At 67.5% G+C, this 16,506-nt stretch carries 15 protein-coding genes and 1 pseudogene; 3 read left to right on the top strand and 13 right to left on the bottom strand.

Annotated elements, in window-relative coordinates:
- Positions 1-8: 8 nt before the first annotated feature.
- From QMO76_RS02885 to QMO76_RS02875, 3 genes are all read right to left on the bottom strand, one after another.
- Positions 9-875, bottom strand: coding sequence for a helix-turn-helix domain-containing protein (locus QMO76_RS02885; protein ID WP_306359547.1), 867 nt, complete (start codon positions 873-875; stop codon positions 9-11).
- Positions 872-3,037, bottom strand: a complete 2,166-nt coding sequence (gene uvrB / locus QMO76_RS02880) for an excinuclease ABC subunit UvrB (RefSeq protein ID WP_306359546.1) — start codon at positions 3,035-3,037, stop codon at positions 872-874. Before uvrB ends, QMO76_RS02885 begins: the two co-directional genes overlap by 4 nt.
- Positions 3,038-3,175: 138 nt before the next feature.
- Complete coding sequence (locus QMO76_RS02875) at positions 3,176-3,616, bottom strand: hypothetical protein (RefSeq protein ID WP_306359545.1); 441 nt, start codon at positions 3,614-3,616, stop codon at positions 3,176-3,178.
- Between the two features lie 171 nt (positions 3,617-3,787).
- Here QMO76_RS02875 and QMO76_RS02870 point away from each other — a divergent pair, with 171 nt between their 5' ends.
- Positions 3,788-4,312, top strand: coding sequence for a DUF402 domain-containing protein (locus QMO76_RS02870; protein ID WP_306359544.1), 525 nt, complete (start codon positions 3,788-3,790; stop codon positions 4,310-4,312).
- 25 nt (positions 4,313-4,337) lie between these two features.
- Here QMO76_RS02870 and coaE read toward each other — a convergent pair.
- Positions 4,338-5,279 (bottom strand): annotated as a pseudogene (gene coaE, locus QMO76_RS02865) (dephospho-CoA kinase); the annotation flags it as partial.
- A gap of 290 nt (positions 5,280-5,569) precedes the next feature.
- On the opposite strand from coaE, the gene QMO76_RS02860 reads away from it, so the two are divergent.
- Positions 5,570-5,782: a hypothetical protein gene (locus QMO76_RS02860; RefSeq protein ID WP_306359543.1), complete on the top strand. Its 213-nt coding sequence runs from the start codon at positions 5,570-5,572 to the stop codon at positions 5,780-5,782.
- Between the two features lie 7 nt (positions 5,783-5,789).
- Here QMO76_RS02860 and QMO76_RS02855 read toward each other — a convergent pair whose 3' ends face one another.
- The 3 genes from QMO76_RS02855 to rpsA all read right to left on the bottom strand — a co-directional run bounded on the left by QMO76_RS02855 (position 5,790) and on the right by rpsA (position 8,283).
- Positions 5,790-6,095: a hypothetical protein gene (locus QMO76_RS02855; RefSeq protein WP_306359542.1), complete on the bottom strand. Its 306-nt coding sequence runs from the start codon at positions 6,093-6,095 to the stop codon at positions 5,790-5,792.
- A complete protein-coding gene (locus QMO76_RS02850; protein ID WP_306359541.1) occupies positions 6,092-6,316 on the bottom strand; it encodes a hypothetical protein in 225 nt (74 codons plus the stop codon). The genes QMO76_RS02855 and QMO76_RS02850 overlap by 4 nt, the downstream gene beginning before the upstream one ends.
- A 506-nt stretch (positions 6,317-6,822) precedes the next feature.
- Entirely contained in the window at positions 6,823-8,283 is a 1,461-nt protein-coding gene (rpsA, locus tag QMO76_RS02845; RefSeq protein WP_143980399.1) for a 30S ribosomal protein S1, read from the bottom strand.
- A 283-nt stretch (positions 8,284-8,566) separates the two neighbouring features.
- Here rpsA and QMO76_RS02840 point away from each other — a divergent pair, with 283 nt between their 5' ends.
- Entirely contained in the window at positions 8,567-9,439 is an 873-nt protein-coding gene (locus tag QMO76_RS02840) for a class I SAM-dependent methyltransferase (RefSeq protein WP_306359540.1), read from the top strand.
- A gap of 292 nt (positions 9,440-9,731) precedes the next feature.
- Here the strand turns inward: QMO76_RS02840 and QMO76_RS02835 are convergent, their stop codons facing one another.
- The 6 genes from QMO76_RS02835 to QMO76_RS02810 all read right to left on the bottom strand — a co-directional run bounded on the left by QMO76_RS02835 (position 9,732) and on the right by QMO76_RS02810 (position 16,386).
- Entirely contained in the window at positions 9,732-9,896 is a 165-nt protein-coding gene (locus tag QMO76_RS02835; RefSeq protein ID WP_306359539.1) for a toxin-antitoxin system HicB family antitoxin, read from the bottom strand.
- A 2-nt stretch (positions 9,897-9,898) separates the two neighbouring features.
- Entirely contained in the window at positions 9,899-10,783 is an 885-nt protein-coding gene (locus tag QMO76_RS02830; RefSeq protein ID WP_306359538.1) for an SPFH domain-containing protein, read from the bottom strand.
- 212 nt (positions 10,784-10,995) lie between these two features.
- Positions 10,996-12,720 carry an ABC transporter ATP-binding protein gene (locus tag QMO76_RS02825; RefSeq protein ID WP_306359537.1) on the bottom strand — a complete coding sequence of 575 codons (1,725 nt, stop codon included), beginning with the start codon at positions 12,718-12,720 and terminating at the stop codon, positions 10,996-10,998.
- A complete protein-coding gene (locus QMO76_RS02820; protein WP_306359667.1) occupies positions 12,717-13,682 on the bottom strand; it encodes an ABC transporter permease in 966 nt (321 codons plus the stop codon). The genes QMO76_RS02825 and QMO76_RS02820 overlap by 4 nt, the downstream gene beginning before the upstream one ends.
- Before the next feature lie 53 nt (positions 13,683-13,735).
- Complete coding sequence (locus QMO76_RS02815; RefSeq protein ID WP_306359666.1) at positions 13,736-14,749, bottom strand: ABC transporter permease; 1,014 nt, start codon at positions 14,747-14,749, stop codon at positions 13,736-13,738.
- Positions 14,750-14,832: 83 nt separating this feature from the next.
- The gene (locus QMO76_RS02810) at positions 14,833-16,386 is read right to left on the bottom strand and encodes an ABC transporter substrate-binding protein (protein ID WP_306359536.1); all 1,554 of its coding nucleotides are present in this window, start codon (positions 16,384-16,386) and stop codon (positions 14,833-14,835) included.
- Positions 16,387-16,506: the final 120 nt, after the last annotated feature.

Here is a 16,506-nt window from a genome sequence, read left to right as displayed (position 1 = left end):
GCAACCAACTAGCCGTGGGATGTGTTCTCCTGCGAGGAGGCTAGCGAGGCGCGGGCGTATTCCAGCGGAGGCATACCGATCTCCGCGGTGAACTCCTTGCAGAAGTGGGCCTGATCGAAATAGCCCAGCTCCACGGCCAGTGCGGCGAGGTCGGTGGTGCTCCCCCGGGCGAGCAGATGCGCCCCGTCCTGCAACCGGTAGCGGCGCAGCACCCATTTCGGGCCCGCGCCGACATAGCGGCGGAACAGGCGCTGCAGGGTGCGGATCGGGACGTCGAAGCGGTCGGTGACCTGGTCCACCCGGGTGAGCTCCGGGTCGTGCTCCATGGCGTCGACAATGCGCAGGACGAGTCGGTAGGCGGTATCGTCGGCGATCGCCCGGCGCTGGGACACCTCGAGAAAGAAGTCCTCCACGAGCAGGCGGCGGTCGTCGAGGGTGGTGGCGGCGAGCACCTTGTCGGCGAGCCCGACCGCCTCCGGCAGTACCGCGGTCAACTCGACGGTCGCGTCCCGGATAGACCCGACATCCATTCCGGTGAACGCGCCGAACCCGCCGGCCCGGAACTTCACCCCGAACGTCTCCCCCTCGCCCGCCAACTCGCGGACATACTTGCTGGTGGTGACGCCGGTGACGAACCCGCCGCGATGGCCGGGCTCGCGCTCAAAGGTCATATTGACGGCCGGATAGGAAAGGATCTCGGCGTGGTAGGGCGGCAGCCCGCGCCGATCCCACCGCACCGCCCAGTACCACTCGACATACCGGCTCACCCGCGGCCCAGCCGCCAGCCGCTCATGGCGGTATACCCGCAGTTGCTCCCGCGGCCGCAGGATGCCCTTCGCCGTCTCGGGCGGCGGCGGGGTCGCCCGGCCGCTCACGACAATCCGGCGGCGTCCATACCGCGTAGTTCCTTCTTGAGGTCGGCGATCTCGTCGCGGAGGCGGCCCGCGAGTTCGAACTGCAGTTCGCGGGCGGCGTTCATCATCTGGTCGGTGAGCTCCTTGACCAGGTCGGCGAGTTCGGCACGCGGCATGTTCTTCACATCGCGACCCTCGTAGACGCCCGCCGAGACGGCGCGACCGGGTTCGCCCTGGGCGCGGCGGCCGCGCGAGGCATTGCGGCCCGAGCCGCCGACCTCGACCTCGGTCTCCTCTGCCTCGCGGTAGACCTGGTCGAGGATGTCGGCGATCTTCTTGCGCAACGGCATCGGGTCGATGCCGTTCTCCTCGTTGTAGGCGACCTGCTTGGCGCGGCGGCGTTCGGTCTCGTCGATGGCCTGACGCATGGAGTCGGTGATCTTGTCGGCGTACATGTGCACCTCACCCGAGACATTGCGGGCGGCGCGGCCGATGGTCTGGATGAGCGAGGTGCTCGACCGCAGGAAGCCCTCCTTGTCCGCGTCCAGAATGGCGACCAGCGACACCTCGGGCAAGTCCAGACCCTCGCGCAGCAGGTTGATGCCGACCAGCACGTCGTATTCGCCGAGCCGCAGCTGTCGCAGCAGCTCCACGCGGCGCAGCGTGTCGATCTCGGAGTGCAGGTAACGCACCCGGACACCGAGGCCGAGCAGGTAATCGGTGAGGTCCTCGGCCATCTTCTTGGTCAGCGTGGTGACCAGGACGCGCTCGTCGCGTTCGGTGCGCAGCCGGATCTCGTGCACCAGGTCGTCGATCTGCCCCTTGGTCGGCTTCACCACCACCTGCGGATCCACCAGTCCGGTGGGGCGGATCACCTGTTCCACGAATTCACCGCCGGTGCGGCCCAATTCGTACGGACCGGGAGTGGCCGACAGGTAGACGGTCTGGCCGATGCGGTCGGCGAACTCCTCCCAGGTGAGCGGCCGGTTGTCGATGGCGGACGGCAGCCGGAAACCGTATTCGACGAGATTGCGCTTGCGCGACATATCGCCCTCGTACATGCCGCCGATCTGGGGCACGGTGACGTGGGATTCGTCGATGACGAGCAGGAAGTCGTCCGGGAAGTAGTCGAGCAGGGTGGCGGGCGCGGATCCGGCGGGGCGGCCGTCGATATGGCGGGAGTAGTTCTCGATACCCGAGCAGAAGCCGACCTGTTTGATCATCTCCAGGTCGTACTGGGTGCGCATGCGCAGCCGCTGCGCCTCCAGCAGTTTGCCCTGCTTCTCCAGATCGGCCAGCCGTTCGTCGAGTTCGGCCTCGATCTCGCGCACCGCGCGCTCCATGCGATCGGGCCCGGCGACGTAGTGGGTGGCCGGGAAGATGCGCACCACGTCCACCTGCCGCACCACATCCCCGGTGAGCGGGTGCAGGTAGTACAGCGCCTCGATCTCGTCGCCGAAGAACTCGATGCGCACCGCGAGTTCCTCGTAGGAGGGGATGATCTCCACCGTATCCCCGCGCACCCGGAAGGTGCCGCGGGTGAAGGACATGTCGTTGCGGGTGTACTGCACGTCCACCAGCAGCCGCAGCAATCGGTCGCGGTCCACCTCGGTGCCCACCTCGAGCTGGATGGACCGGTCCAGGTACGACTGGGGCGTGCCGAGACCGTAGATACACGACACCGACGCCACCACCACGACATCGCGCCGCGACAGCAGGCTGGACGTGGCCGAATGCCGCAGCCGCTCCACGTCGTCGTTGATGGAGCTGTCCTTCTCGATATAGGTGTCGGTCTGCGCGATGTACGCCTCGGGCTGGTAGTAGTCGTAGTACGACACGAAGTACTCGACCGCGTTGTTCGGGAGCATGTCCCGCAGCTCATTGGCCAGCTGCGCGGCGAGTGTCTTGTTCGGGGCCATCACCAGTGTCGGCCGTTGCAGCCGCTCGATGAGCCACGCGGTGGTCGCCGACTTGCCGGTGCCCGTGGCGCCCAGCAGCACCACATCGCGCTCCCCCGAGTTGATCCGCCGCTCCAACTCCTCGATGGCCGCGGGCTGATCACCGGCGGGCCGATGCTCGCTGACCACCTGAAACCGGCCGTCGGCCCGCTCGATCTCACCGATGGGCCGGAACTCCGAATGCGCCAGCGGCAGATCATCGGGGATCTCGGTTGCGAAAGCCATGCTCACCAGCCTAGAACCAGCCACCGACAAAGTCCGCCGGAGCGGTCCGCGACCGGCCCGCCGACACCGGGAAGCCACCCGGCCCGAGTCGGACTCGGACCGGGTGGCTCTCTCGTTCCCGGACTGCCAGACCTCCGACTAACCGGACAGGCTCGGGAGCAGGCCGCCCAGACCGCCGCCACAGGCGCTGCCCGAGGCGCTGCCGGAACCGCCGCTGGATTCGGCCACCTGCACGGTGATCGAATCACTGATCAGGATCTGGCGGGCCTCCAGTCGGTGACTGCCCGCGGTCTGCGGGGTCCACCGGAGGCTGACCTTGTTGCTGAGCAGTGACGGGCTGACCGGGCTGCCCGGGATCTCCTTGCCGTTGTCGGTGAACTTCACCGTGCTCACCCGATCCACCTCGACCGAGGCGGTGAGGGTGTAGGTGCAGCCGACCCTGTGGTCCTTGCCGGACACCTCGAGATTGCCGACCCATGCGCCGGCCTGGGGCGCGGCCAGCACGATGGCCGCGGCCACGGCGCCGAAGGTGGTCAGTCCCATGCCTACCCGCCGCGCGCGGGTCCCCTGTGCGTTCATACTCTGCTTCCCTTGTCGTACCGCTCACCGGCGTGAGCTAGGCGCACAGTATCGAAACAGCCATGTTTCAGATCGAGTTTTCCGGGAAATCGCTGCGCGAAATCTCACGCCGCGAGCGACGCGACCCACACTCCCCTGGACGATCTCCACGCGAGCAGCGATGCTGAGTGCATGACCCAGGCGCCCACGGTGGACCTGCACCGACCGAAGGTGGAGTACTTCAACGTCGACGAACTCACCAATATCGACCCCAAAGGCTTCGTGCGGAGCGTCGAGCGTTACCACGTGGAGCCCTGGGGGCTGTACATGGCCCGCACGTCCGACCATCCCGAGTTCCACTACATCGAATCCTGGCTGCTGCCGAAGCTGTCCCTGCGCGCCACGGTGTTCCACTTCACCCCGGCCCATCTGCGCGACCAGGACTTCTACGTCGACATCGGCGAATTCGGTCAGGTGGAGCCGACGAAGTGGAAGTCGGTGGACCACTACCTCGATCTGGTGGTGCGCACCGGACGCGAGGTGGAACTGCTCGACGTGGACGAACTGCTCGCCGCACACGCCGCCGGCTACCTGGACCTGGACCAGGCACAGCGGGCCGTCGCGATCGCCACCTCCACCATCGACGGAATCGCCAGGCACGGACATGATTTCGAAGCCTGGCTGGGCACACACGGCATCAAGCTCAGCTGGCTGTAACCCCGGATCACCCGGCCGAGATCAGCACCCGCGCCGGACGACCCGGATCCGCATTCGCGTGCAAGCGTTCCCCTTCCGCCACCTGGGCTCCGGTGGAGGCTCCGGTGACCGCGGGGAACCCGATGTCCGCCAGGCGATCCCGCAGCCCATCCGCCACCCCCGGACCCGCCACGGTGATCCGGATGTCGATGACGTCCTCGGCGGGTTCGCCGGGCACGGCGGTCGGGCCGACATGCTCGATGGCCGACGCGTCGGCGGCGCAGGCGACGGCGAGGCGGGCGATGATGCGCCGCGCCTGCGCACCCCACTCCGGATCCGCCTCCACCACCGGCGGATCCATCGGCAGCGCCGGTGTCCGCGCGCGCAGGTTGCGTTCGAACGGCACCAGACGCTCCTCCCAGAGGCGGTGCACTTCGGCGATCACGTCCTCCTCCGCGCCATTGTTGTCCAGCAGCACATCGGCGGTGGCCCGGCGCTGCTCGTCGGTGGCCTGAGCGGCGATACGGGCGCGGGCGTCGGCCTCGTCCACCCCGCGGAACTCCACCAGTCGGCGCACCCGGGTCTCCTCGGCCGCGTCCACGATCAGCACCAGATTCATGAACGGCGCCAGGCCGTTCTCCACCAGTAGCGGAATATCCTGCACCACAATGGCATCCGCCGGTGCGGCAGCGATGAGTTCGGCGGTGCGGCGGCCCACCAGCGGATGGGTGATGGAATTGAGCGTGGTCCGGGCCGCATCGTCGGCGAATGCCTTGGCCGCCAAGGCCGGGCGGTCGAGACTGCCGTCGGCGGCGAGGATATCGGAACCGAAGGCCCGCACCAGGGCGGCCAGCCCCTCGGTGCCCGGCGCGACCACCTCCCGGGCGATCACGTCGCTGTCCACCAGTACCGCACCCCGTTCGACGAGGCTGCGCGCCACCGTGGACTTGCCCGCTCCCATGCCTCCGGTGAGACCGATTCGCAACATTCGACCAGTCTCGCATCCGGCATACGATCGGTGCGCAGCGGGCCTTTACCAGCCGAAAAAGGGGATTACCCACCGGGCCCGGCAATTCCACTTCACCGCACCTATTTTTCCCATTCCGTGATAATTACGAGACCGGCCCGCAACTATTTCCACCAATCCCGACCCCCCGTCGGCAACATTCCGACACGCCAGGGAGAATGTCACGGAAAATCCGGTACAGCACACTTTTGTTCCGCTAAGGTTCGCCGGAGGCGATACCCGGCCGGTAACACGCAAGCAAAGGAAGTTCAGTGGGCACCAAAAACATCCAGACGGGTCGCCACCGTCTGGGCCTGGCGGGCACAGTGCATTGCATCGAGATCCCCGCCGTCGCAGCCGCTCTCGCCGAGCATCGCCGTTCGTGGCTGACCGCGCTGATCAGCCCCGCCCGTCACAGCTTCGCGGCCATGCGCAAGCGCTCCGCCGCGGCCGCCGCGCACTGGGTGCCCGCCACCGCCAGCTGAAATCACTTCAGTCGTGCAATTCGAATACGGTCAGCAGTACCGACTTCACATCGGCCATCTGCTCGGTCGTCGCCACCCCCAGCCGTTCCACGAACCGTTCGGAGGGTGCGACACCAATGATATGGCCGTAGCCATAACCGAATTCGCCGAGGCTCACGCTCACCATGCCCCGCCGACCCGGCGGCTCGATATCGAGGATGTCGATCACCAGTACACGCCCGTCGTCATTGAGCGGATCGCAGGAAACGACAAGCACCGTGCGCTCCCGCATGATCGCCTGATACCGCCAGATTTCGCCCCGGCGGACCGTCACCGACCGAGTTCCGACAGGTAGGCGTCCACGGCGGCATCGTGCTCGTCGGCGATCTCGGACTCCACAGCGGCCAGGCGCGGATCGGCGCGCATCTCGGCCAATTCCTCCCGTAGCAGCTCATGCCGAAGTGCCCGGGTGACGTAGGCGCTGAGGTTGCCATGCCCGGCTTCCTTGGCCTTCGCGGCCAGTTCATCGTCCAGCCGCAGGGAAATCTTCGCCATAGGGCCAGGATACGTGCCGTCGGGCATGCTGTCCGACAATCGCCGGGACATAGGGCCATACCGCCTCGGCGACGCGAGGACCGGCCACGTCGTCGACGAACTCCACGATCCGCTGCGCAACCAGCCGTTCCCCGCGCCCTGCACCACAGGCGGCGTCAGCAACGGTCCCGGACCGCGCGGACACCACGGACAGCGTCAACCGCGGACAACGAGCACTGCGGAGCGCCACCAATCCCGGACGACGCAGACCGCCCCGGCAGCGCCACCAACCCCAGACCGTACAGGCAACCCGGCAGCGCCGAAGCACCCCGCGGGTAACCCGGGCGGCCGCGCGCCGCGAACAGGCGGTGCGGACGGCGTATAGGTGTCAGCGCGGACGAACGCGCCCGGCGGTGCGCCGACTGTGCCGAGTTGCCCGGAAACGCGATGTCCCCCGGATCCGTCCGGATCCGGGGGACATTCGGCTCGGTTCACGCCATCAGGCGCGAATCAGGCTCACGCGTGAATCAGGCGTTGCCCGACAGCTTCTCGCGCAGCGCGGCCAGCTGGGCATCGCTCGCCAGCGAGCCACCGGCGGACTCGTTGGTCTGCGCGGCCTGAGCGCCGCTCTCGGAGGAGTAGTTGGACGAACCACCGTTGGCGGCCTCGGCGGCGGCGTCGGCGGCCATCTTCTCCATCTGAGCGGTGTGCATCTTGTGGCGACGCTCCGCCTCGGCGTAGCGGGACTCCCACTCCTCGCGCTGCTTGTCGTAGCCCTCGAGCCATTCGTTGGTCTCGGGGTCGAAGCCCTCGGGGAAGATGTAGTTGCCCTGCTCGTCGTAGCTGTCGGCCATGCCGTACTTCGACGGATCGAACTCGGCGGAGTAGTCCTCGTTGGCCTGCTTCAGCGACAGCGAGATGCGGCGACGCTCCAGGTCGATGTCGATGACCTTGACCATGGCGTCGTCGCCGACGGCCACGACCTGGTCCGGCACCTCGACGTGGCGCTCGGCCAGCTCGGAGATGTGCACCAGGCCCTCGATGCCCTCTTCGACGCGGACGAAGGCGCCGAACGGAACCAGCTTGGTGACCTTGCCGGGCACGATCTGGCCGATGGCGTGGGTGCGGGCGAACTGACGCCACGGATCTTCCTGAGTCGCCTTGAGCGACAGGGAGACACGCTCGCGGTCCAGATCGACGTCGAGCACCTCGACGGTGACCTCGTTGCCGACCTCGACGACCTCGGACGGGTGGTCGATGTGCTTCCAGGACAGCTCGGAGACGTGCACCAGACCGTCCACGCCACCCAGATCCACGAAGGCGCCGAAGTTGACGATGGAGGACACGACGCCCTTGCGGACCTGGCCCTTCTGCAGCTGGTGCAGGAACTCGGAGCGGACCTCGGACTGGGTCTGCTCCAGCCAGGCGCGACGCGACAGCACCACGTTGTTGCGGTTCTTGTCGAGCTCGATGATCTTGGCCTCGATCTCCTTGCCGACGTACGGCTGGAGGTCGCGGACACGGCGCATCTCGACCAGCGACGCCGGGAGGAAGCCGCGCAGACCGATGTCCAGGATCAGGCCGCCCTTGACGACCTCGATGACGGTGCCCTTGACGGCCTCGTCACGCTCCTTGAGCTCCTCGATCGTGCCCCAAGCCCGCTCGTACTGAGCACGCTTCTTCGACAGGATCAGGCGGCCTTCCTTGTCCTCCTTGGTGAGAACGAGGGCCTCGACCTCATCGCCCACGGAAACGACCTCGGCCGGGTCGACATCGTGCTTGATGGACAGTTCGCGGGAAGGGATGACGCCTTCGGTCTTGTAACCGATGTCGAGAAGGACCTCGTCGCGGTCGACCTTGACGATGGTGCCTTCGACGATATCGCCGTCGTTGAAGTACTTGATCGTCTTGTCGATAGCGGCGAGGAAGTCCTCGGCAGAGCCGATGTCGTTGACGGCTACCTGCGGCGAGGTGACAGTGGTGGGCATGTGTTGGGAGGCTCCGGACGGATTGTGGTCGGTAGTGGACATGTGGGCTTTCGGTATTGCTGCGGACACACAGCGATGAACTAACGTTGGCTCATGCCACAGCGCGTCGCTGTGGCGGAGCACAACGCTGCACTCAAAGCATGCGGACTCACAGCACGAACATCTGTCGGCACCCGGGTCCTGCGATCCGAGTACAGTAGACACTCGCGGAAAACAGCGTACGCGACGTCAGTTGCACCAAGCAAACACGGGTCCACCCCGCGCGGGTCGATAGGGTGCTGCCATGTCCGAAGATCATCGCGTGCTGCCCGACGACGCCCGCCACGCCGAGGCCAATGCCCTGCTCGGGACCACGGGGGTGGCCCGCGCCAAGATCGGTTCGGCGGACAGCCAGCGCGCCAGCCGCCGCTGGTGGGACGCCGATGCCGGACAGTACCACGATACCCACGCGGACTTCCTCGGCGTGGACTCGCCGACCGGGGAATTCGTGTGGTGTCCGGAGGGCCTGCACGAGGGCGACTGGCGACTGCTCGGCGAGATCACCGACAAACGCGTGCTGGAGATCGGCTGCGGCTCCGCGCCGTGCGCGCGCTGGCTGGCCGCGCACGGCGCGCATCCGGTGGGCCTCGACCTGTCGCGCGGCATGCTGGAGCGCGGGCTCGCGGCCATGGCGGCGGGCGGGCCGCGAGTGCCGCTGGTCCAGGCGGGTGCCGAGGAGTTGCCCTTCGCCGACGAGTCCTTCGATATCGCCTGCTCGGCCTTCGGCGCGGTACCCTTCGTGGCCGACTCCGCCCGGGTGATGCGCGAGGTGGCGCGGGTGCTGAAGCCCGGCGGTCGCTGGGTGTTCTCGGTCAACCACCCGATGCGCTGGATATTTCCCGACGACCCCGGACCGGACGGACTGCGGGCGGCCATCCCCTACTTCGACCGCACTCCTTATGTAGAGGTGGACACCGCTGGCGAACCCACCTACGTCGAACACCACCGCACCATGGGCGACCGCGTCCGCGAGATCGTCGCCGCGGGCCTGACCCTCCTCGACGTCATCGAACCCGACTGGCCGGAATGGCTGGACCGCGAATGGGGCCAGTGGAGCCCGCTGCGCGGCCAGATCTTCCCCGGCACCGCCATCTTCGTCACCGAGAAGCCCGCCTGACGCGAGCCGATCTCACCACATCGGCGCGACGGCCGTACCCGGGGCCGCGACGGGCACGGCCCCGGACCCGATAACCCGACGAACACGGCCCCATGCCGACCCTGGACGCACCGGCCAGGGCGGCACGAGGCGACCGTGTCCGCTCTCACCACGCGCACCACCGCTCCCCCACAACGCCCGCGTGCCCCACCCGCTCGCGGCGACCATGTCCACTCCCGCCGAGCGCACCCGCTCCCCCCACAACGGCCCCGTGCCCCCTCCCGCTCGCGGGAGGGGGCACGTTTCCCTTGTGCTAGTTCGGTTCTCGACCGGCCTGTTTGAGCGCCAGGCGTAGGGCGTATTCGATTTGGGCGTTGATGCTGCGGAGGTCGTCGGCGGCCCACTGGGCGATGGCCTCGTGGACCGACGGGTCCAGGCGCAGCAGCACCTTCTTCGGCTCGCGCTTGCCCTGGGCCATGGTCAGTTGTAGAGGGTGCCGGTGTTGACGACGGGCTGGGTGGGCCGGTCACCGCAGAGCACGACCAGCAGATTGGAGACCATGGCGGCTTTGCGCTCCTCATCGAGTTCGACCATGCCCTGGTCGGCGAGGCGTTCCAGGGCGAGCCCGACCATACCGACCGCGCCCTCCACGATGCGGGTGCGGGCGGCCACCACCTGGGCGGCCTGCTGGCGAACCAGCATGGCCTGGGCGATCTCCGGGGCGTAGGCCAGGTGCGTGATGCGCGCCTCCAGGACTTCGATTCCGGCCATCTCGGTGCGGTCGCGCAGTTCGGCGGTGAGTTCCTCGGCGATCTCCTTGCCGTCGCGCAGGCTGGTGCGGTCGTCGTCGTGCGCGTCGTAGGGGTGGATGGTCGCGAGGTGGCGCACGGCGGCCTCGGACTGGGTTTCCACGTACTGCTCGTAGTCGTCCACGGCGAAGGCGGCCTTGAAGCTGTCGACGGCCTTGTAGACGACCACGGCCGCGATCTCGACCGGATTGCCGTCGGCGTCATTGACCTTCAGCTTCTGGGTCTCGAAGTTGCGCACCCGCAACGAGATTCGCCGCCGGTCGGTGAGCGGCACGGTCCAGAAGAAGCCGGGTTCGCTGACCGACCCGATGTAGCGGCCGAAGAACTGGATGACCCGCGCCTCATTCGGGTTGACGATCACCAGGCCGCTCAGCGCCAGCAGCGCGGAGATGCCGATCAGCGCTGCCACCCCGGCGACCGCGAAGGCCCCCGCATTGCCCTGGTCGGCGCCCGTGCCGACGCAGACCGCCGACACCGCGCTCGCCGCCGCGACGGCGGCGACCAGTACCAGCAGCATGAGGAACCCGTTCATCCGAAATGCCGGACGAAGCTCCATGTCACACCCTCCCAATATTGAAGTGATATCACTAAGATAGCGCATCGCTAGCACCGTGCCAAGTCCGACGGAGGATCGGCACCCACGGCGCAGGGCGGAAGCGCCCGTGAGATCGCCGAGGCATGCGGTACCACCCGGAAACGGCAGCGCCCGCGATCGTGCGATCGCGGGCGCTCACCGTGGGCGTGTCATCCCTTGCGGGGCAACCGGGTTCAGCCGCCGTGGTCGGTGGCGAACAACTCGGCGGTGGCCGTGCGGCGACGACGCTGCTCGACCGGGTCCGGGACGGGCACCGCCGCGACCAGCCGCCGGGTGTACTCCCGCGTCGGGTGCCGCAGAATGTCGTCGCGGCCACCCGCCTCGACCACGGCGCCGTTGCACAACACCATGATCCGGTCGGCGAGCTGGTCCACAACCGCCAGGTCGTGGCTGATGAACAAGCAGGCCCAGCCGAATTCGACCTGGAGTTGCACGAACAGCTCCAGCACCGTGGCCTGGACGGAGACGTCCAGGGCGCTGGTCGGCTCGTCGGCCACCAGGATGTCCGGATTGAGCACCAGGGCTCGCGCCAGACTGGCCCGCTGCCGCTGCCCGCCGGACAATTCATGCGGATACCGGTTCTCGGTCCCGGCGGGCAGTTGCACATCGTCGAGCAGGAATCGCACGCGATCACGCAACGCCTGCCCCTTGGCCGCCTTGTGCACGATGAGCGGTTCGGCCACGCAGTCCCCGACCGTCATGCGGGGGTTCAAGGATGTCGCCGGATCCTGGAAGACGAACCCGAGTCGCCGCCGCAGCGGCCGCAGCCGCCGCTCCGACAGTCCGGTGATCTCCTGCCCCAGCATGCGCACCGATCCCGACGAGGGCCGTTGCAGGGCCGCCACGCACCGTCCGATGGTGGACTTCCCGGAGCCGGATTCGCCGACCAGGCCCAGGGTTTCCCCCTCGCCGATGGTGAGGCTCACCCCGTCCACCGCCCGGAATGCCGGACGGCCCAGCGCACCGGGAAACTCGACAACCAGATCGGCGACCTGGAGCACCGGTTCGCCCCGCACCGCCGAGGACGACGCGGGCGGCACCACCTCCGTATCCGTGGGCGCTTCGATCCGCCGTCCGCCCAGGTGCGGTACGGCCGCCAGCAGTGCCCGCGTGTATTCGTGCTTCGGTTCGGCGAACAGTGCGTCCACGGACGCTGTTTCGACGACCCGCCCCTCACGCATGACCACCACCCGATCGGCGAGGTCGGCGACCACGCCCATATTGTGGGTGATGAGCACGATGGCACTGCCGATGCGGGTGCGCAGATCCCGCAGCAGTTCCAGGATTTCGGCCTGCACGGTGACATCCAGGGCGGTGGTCGGCTCGTCGGCGATGATCACCTTGGGCTCGCACGCGATGGCGATGGCGATCATCACCCGCTGCTTCTGCCCGCCCGAGAGTTGGTGCGGGTAGTAGTCCAGGCGGTGATCCGGGTCCGGCAACCCGACCATCCGCAGCAGTTCCACCGCACGGGCCCTGGCCTGTTTGCGCGTCATCTCGGTGTGCGCGCGCAGCACCTCCGCGATCTGATAGCCCACCGTGAACAGTGGATCCAGCGCGGCCCCGGGCTCCTGGAACACCATGGAGACGGCACCACCGCGCAGTGCCGTGAGCTGGCGCTCCGACATGGCCGTAATATCCTTGCCGCCCAACGACACCAGGCCCTCGACATGTGCCGTGGCGGGCAGCAGGCCGATGGCGGTGCGCGAGCTCACCGACTTCCCGGAACCGGATTCGCCGACGATCGCGAGCACCTCCCCCGGCCACACCTCGTAGGACACCTCGCACACCGCCCGCACCGCACCGGCATCGGTGGCGAAGGTGACCGACAGCGAGTCGATGGCCAGCGCGGGCTCCCCGCGGGTGGCCGTGGTCGTATCCTCCGTTCGCTCGCTCATGCGTCCGCCTCCCGTGCCACCGCCGCCTTCTCCACCGAGGTCGGCGCGTTCACCGCCCGGCGGGTGCGCAGCAGCGGATTCAGTACCTCGTTGAGGCTCTCCCCCGCCAGCGTGAGCCCGAGCACCACCAGCACGATGGCCGAACCGGGCAGGATGCACGTCCACCAGATGCCGTTGGACACGTCGACGATCGACTTGTTGAGGTCGTATCCCCATTCGGCCGCCTGGGTCGGTTCGATGCCGAAGCCCAGGAAGCCAAGGCCCGCGAGGGTGAGGATGGCCTCCGCGCCGTTGAGCGTGACGATCACCGGCAGCGACTGGGTGACATTGGCGAGGATGTGCCGGAACAGGATGCGCGGCGTGGACGCGCCGGTGACCCGCGCCGCGTCCACATACGGTTCGTTCTTCACCGCGACCGTGGCGTTGCGCACCACCCGGAAGTACTGCGGCACGAAGATCACGGTGATGGCGATGGCGGCGGACAGAATGCCACCGGCGCCGCTGGATTGGCCGCCCGCCACCATGACCGACACCACGATGGCCAGCAGCAGCGGCGGGAAGGCGTACATGGCGTCCATGAACAGCACCAGCACGCGGTCCACCCAGCGCCCGACATAGCCGGACACCAAACCCAGTGGCACGCCGACGAACAGCGACAGCACCAGGGAGACGGCGATCACCGCGAGTGCGGTGCGCGCGCCGTAGATCACCCGGGAGAAGACATCCTCGCTGCGCACCGAGGTGCCGAACCAGTGTTCGGCCGAGGGCGGCTGCTGTGCCACGAAGGCCACGCCGTCGGCCGACTGGTCGGCGAATCCGTAGGGCGCCAGCCACGGTGCGAACACCGCGACCACGATGAACAGCGCGACCAGCCCCAGCCCGCACAGCAGGGTGACCCGTTGCAGCCCGTGTGTCATGCCGACGAGACGCAGGCCCGGCAGCCCGCGCCGCGGGGGCGTCATGGTCGGCGACGGCACCGGAGTACTCGTCGCGGTGACCGTTTCCGAAGCGGTCATCAGAACCTCACTCTCGGGTCGACCAGGGCGACGACGACATCGATGAGGAAGCTCGTCACCGCCACCAGGACCGCGATGAACGCCACGATGCCCTGCACGGCGATGAAGTCACGGCTGCTCAGATACTCGGCGAGCTGATACCCCAATCCCGGCCAGTTGAAGGTTCTCTCGGTCAGCACCGCTCCGCCGAGCAGCATGGCGACCTGCATGCCCATCACCGTGACGACGGGAATCAGGGCGTTGCGGAAGGCGTGTCGCCCGGTCACGGTGCGCTGTGAGAGCCCACGTGCCCGAGCCGCCTCCACGTAGTCGCTGCGCAGCGTCTGGATCAGATTCACCCGCACCAGGCGCAGGAAGACGCCACCGGTGAGCAGTCCGAGCGAGATCGCGGGCAGCACCGCGTGCTTCAGCACATCGCCGAGATGACCCGGATCGCCGTACAGCACGGCGTCGATCACCAGGATGTTGGTCTTGGGCGAGACGTGCATGAGATCCAGTTCCACTCCGGCACTGGCTCGTCCGGACGCTGGCAGCCAGCCCAGCTGCACGGCGAAGATCAGCTTGAGCACCAGGCCCACGAAGAACACGGGTGCCGCGTAGGCCAGGATGGCGAACAGCCGCAAGCCCACGTCGGAAGACGAGTCCCGATGCGTGGCAGCGTATCTGCCCAGCGGGATGCCGACCGCGAACGCGATCAGCAGCGACCAGAACACCAGTTCCACGGTGGCCGCGCCATAGGTCAGCACCACATCGGTGACCACCCGGTTGTCCTGGGTGCGCCCGAAATCCAGTCGCACCAGATCGGTCAGGTAGTCCCAGTACTGGACCAGGATGGGCCGGTTGAACCCGGCCGCCTCCTTGCGCGCCTCGATCTGGTCGGCGGGCAGCCGTCCGCCCACCGCCGCGGTGATCGGATCACCGATCACCCGCATGAGGAAGAAGACGACGGTCACCAGAATCCACGCGGTGGGCACGATCAGCAGTGCGCGCACCCCGAGGTAGCGCAGCAGCACGCCGTACCGAGAACCGCCGCCGCCCTTGCTGTTCCGGCGGGAAGGAGCCGGGGCGGCCGGCTCCTCCACGTTGGCCGCGGCCGTCACTTGCTCAGCACGCCGAACCGGAATCGGAAGGAGGGATCGAGTGTCTGCTCCAGACCCTGGATATCGTTGCCCGCCACCGCGATCTGCTTACCGGCCAGCAGCGGCACGATGGAGATGTGGTCGCGGGCCAGATCGGCCTGCACCGCCTCGATGATAGCCAGGCGCTTGGTCGTGTCCGGTTCGGTGGACTCGGCGACCAGCTGTGCGGTGATGGCCGGATCCTCGAAGTGGTTCTGCAGGAAGTTGTTCGGTCCGAAGAACGGGGTCAGGTAGTTGTCCGGGTCGGCGAAGTCCGGGAACCAGCCCAGCTGATAGATCGGATAGGCGTCGCGGGCGCGTTCGCGCTGGTAGCTCACCCATTCGGTGGACTGCAGATTCACCCGGAACAGGCCGGTGGACTCGAGCTGGGTCTTGATGGCGGCATACTCCTCGGAGCTGCTGCTGCCGTAGTGATCCGAGTTGTACTGCAGATTCAGATCGACCGGGGTGGCGACCCCGGCGTCGGCCAGGAAGCGCGCCGCCGCATCCTTGTCGGGCTTCGCCCCGTAGATCTCCTTGAACGGTTCCACCGCTCCCGGGAAGCCCTGTGGCACCGAGGAGTACGCGGGCGTGTAGGTGCCCTTGTACACGTTCGCCGCCAGCGCCTCGCGGTCGATCGAGGAGGCGATGGCCTTGCGGATGGCGAGCTTCTGCTCGGGGGTGTCGCCCGGCATGGTGTTCATGTTGAAGACGAAGTACCGCAGTTCGCCACCGGGTCCCTCGTGCACCGTCACGCTGCTCTCGGCGCGCAGCGAGTCCACGTCGGTGGGAGTGAGGCTGCGCCACGCGACGTCGATCGCCCCGTTCTGCACGTCGAGCTTCATATTCTCGGTGGTGGCGTAGTAACGGGTGGAGATGGTGTCGGTCTTCGGGGTGCCGAGCGCGCCGTCGTAGTCCGGATTCGCCTGGTACTCCACCAGTTTGTTCTTGTCGTAGCTGACGATGGAGTACGGGCCGGAGAACGGCTTGCCGTTCACCACCTCGTTGTCGTCGAGCACCCGGTCGGCGGGGAACACCTTCTCGTCCACGATGGGTCCGGCCTGTGTGGTGAGCACGGCCGGGAAGGTCTGGTCGTTCGCCTCCTTCAGGGTGAAGCGGACGGTCCGCTCGTCGACGGCCTCGGTCTTGTCCAGATTGCCCAGCAGCGAGGCCGGCCCGTTGGGGTCGTTGATCCCCAGCATGCGGTCGAAGGAGAATTTGACACTGGCGGAGGTCAGTGGATTGCCGTTGGCGAACTTCAAACCCTCACGCAGTGTGCAGGTATAGGTGATGGGATCGGTGAATTCACACTCCTGCGCCGCATCCGGCGTGGGGGTGGTTTCCCCCGGCGGCAGGTTCAGCAGGAATTGATAGACCTGGGTCTCCGGCAGCAGCGACCCATTGTCGTAGGCGGCGGCGGGGTCCAGCGAGAAGATCTTGTCGGTGGTGCCGACCACGATCCCCTCACCGCCCCCGCCGCCCGTGCGGCCCGAACCGCAGCCCGCCACCGCGAGCACCGCGAGGCTCGTCATACCCAGCGCCGCAACACTTCTCGCTAGCCCGGGCCGCTTCGGCCACGAGTGTCCAGCCGAACTTCTCATCTCGATCCCTCATCTCGAAACCGCCGCCGACGACCCCGGATCACAAGACCG

The sequence above is a fragment of the Nocardia sp. CC227C genome (assembly GCF_030767025.1).
In the GTDB taxonomy this organism is placed as follows: Bacteria; Actinomycetota; Actinomycetes; order Mycobacteriales; family Mycobacteriaceae; genus Nocardia.
This window is presented reverse-complemented; position numbering and strand designations above follow the sequence as displayed.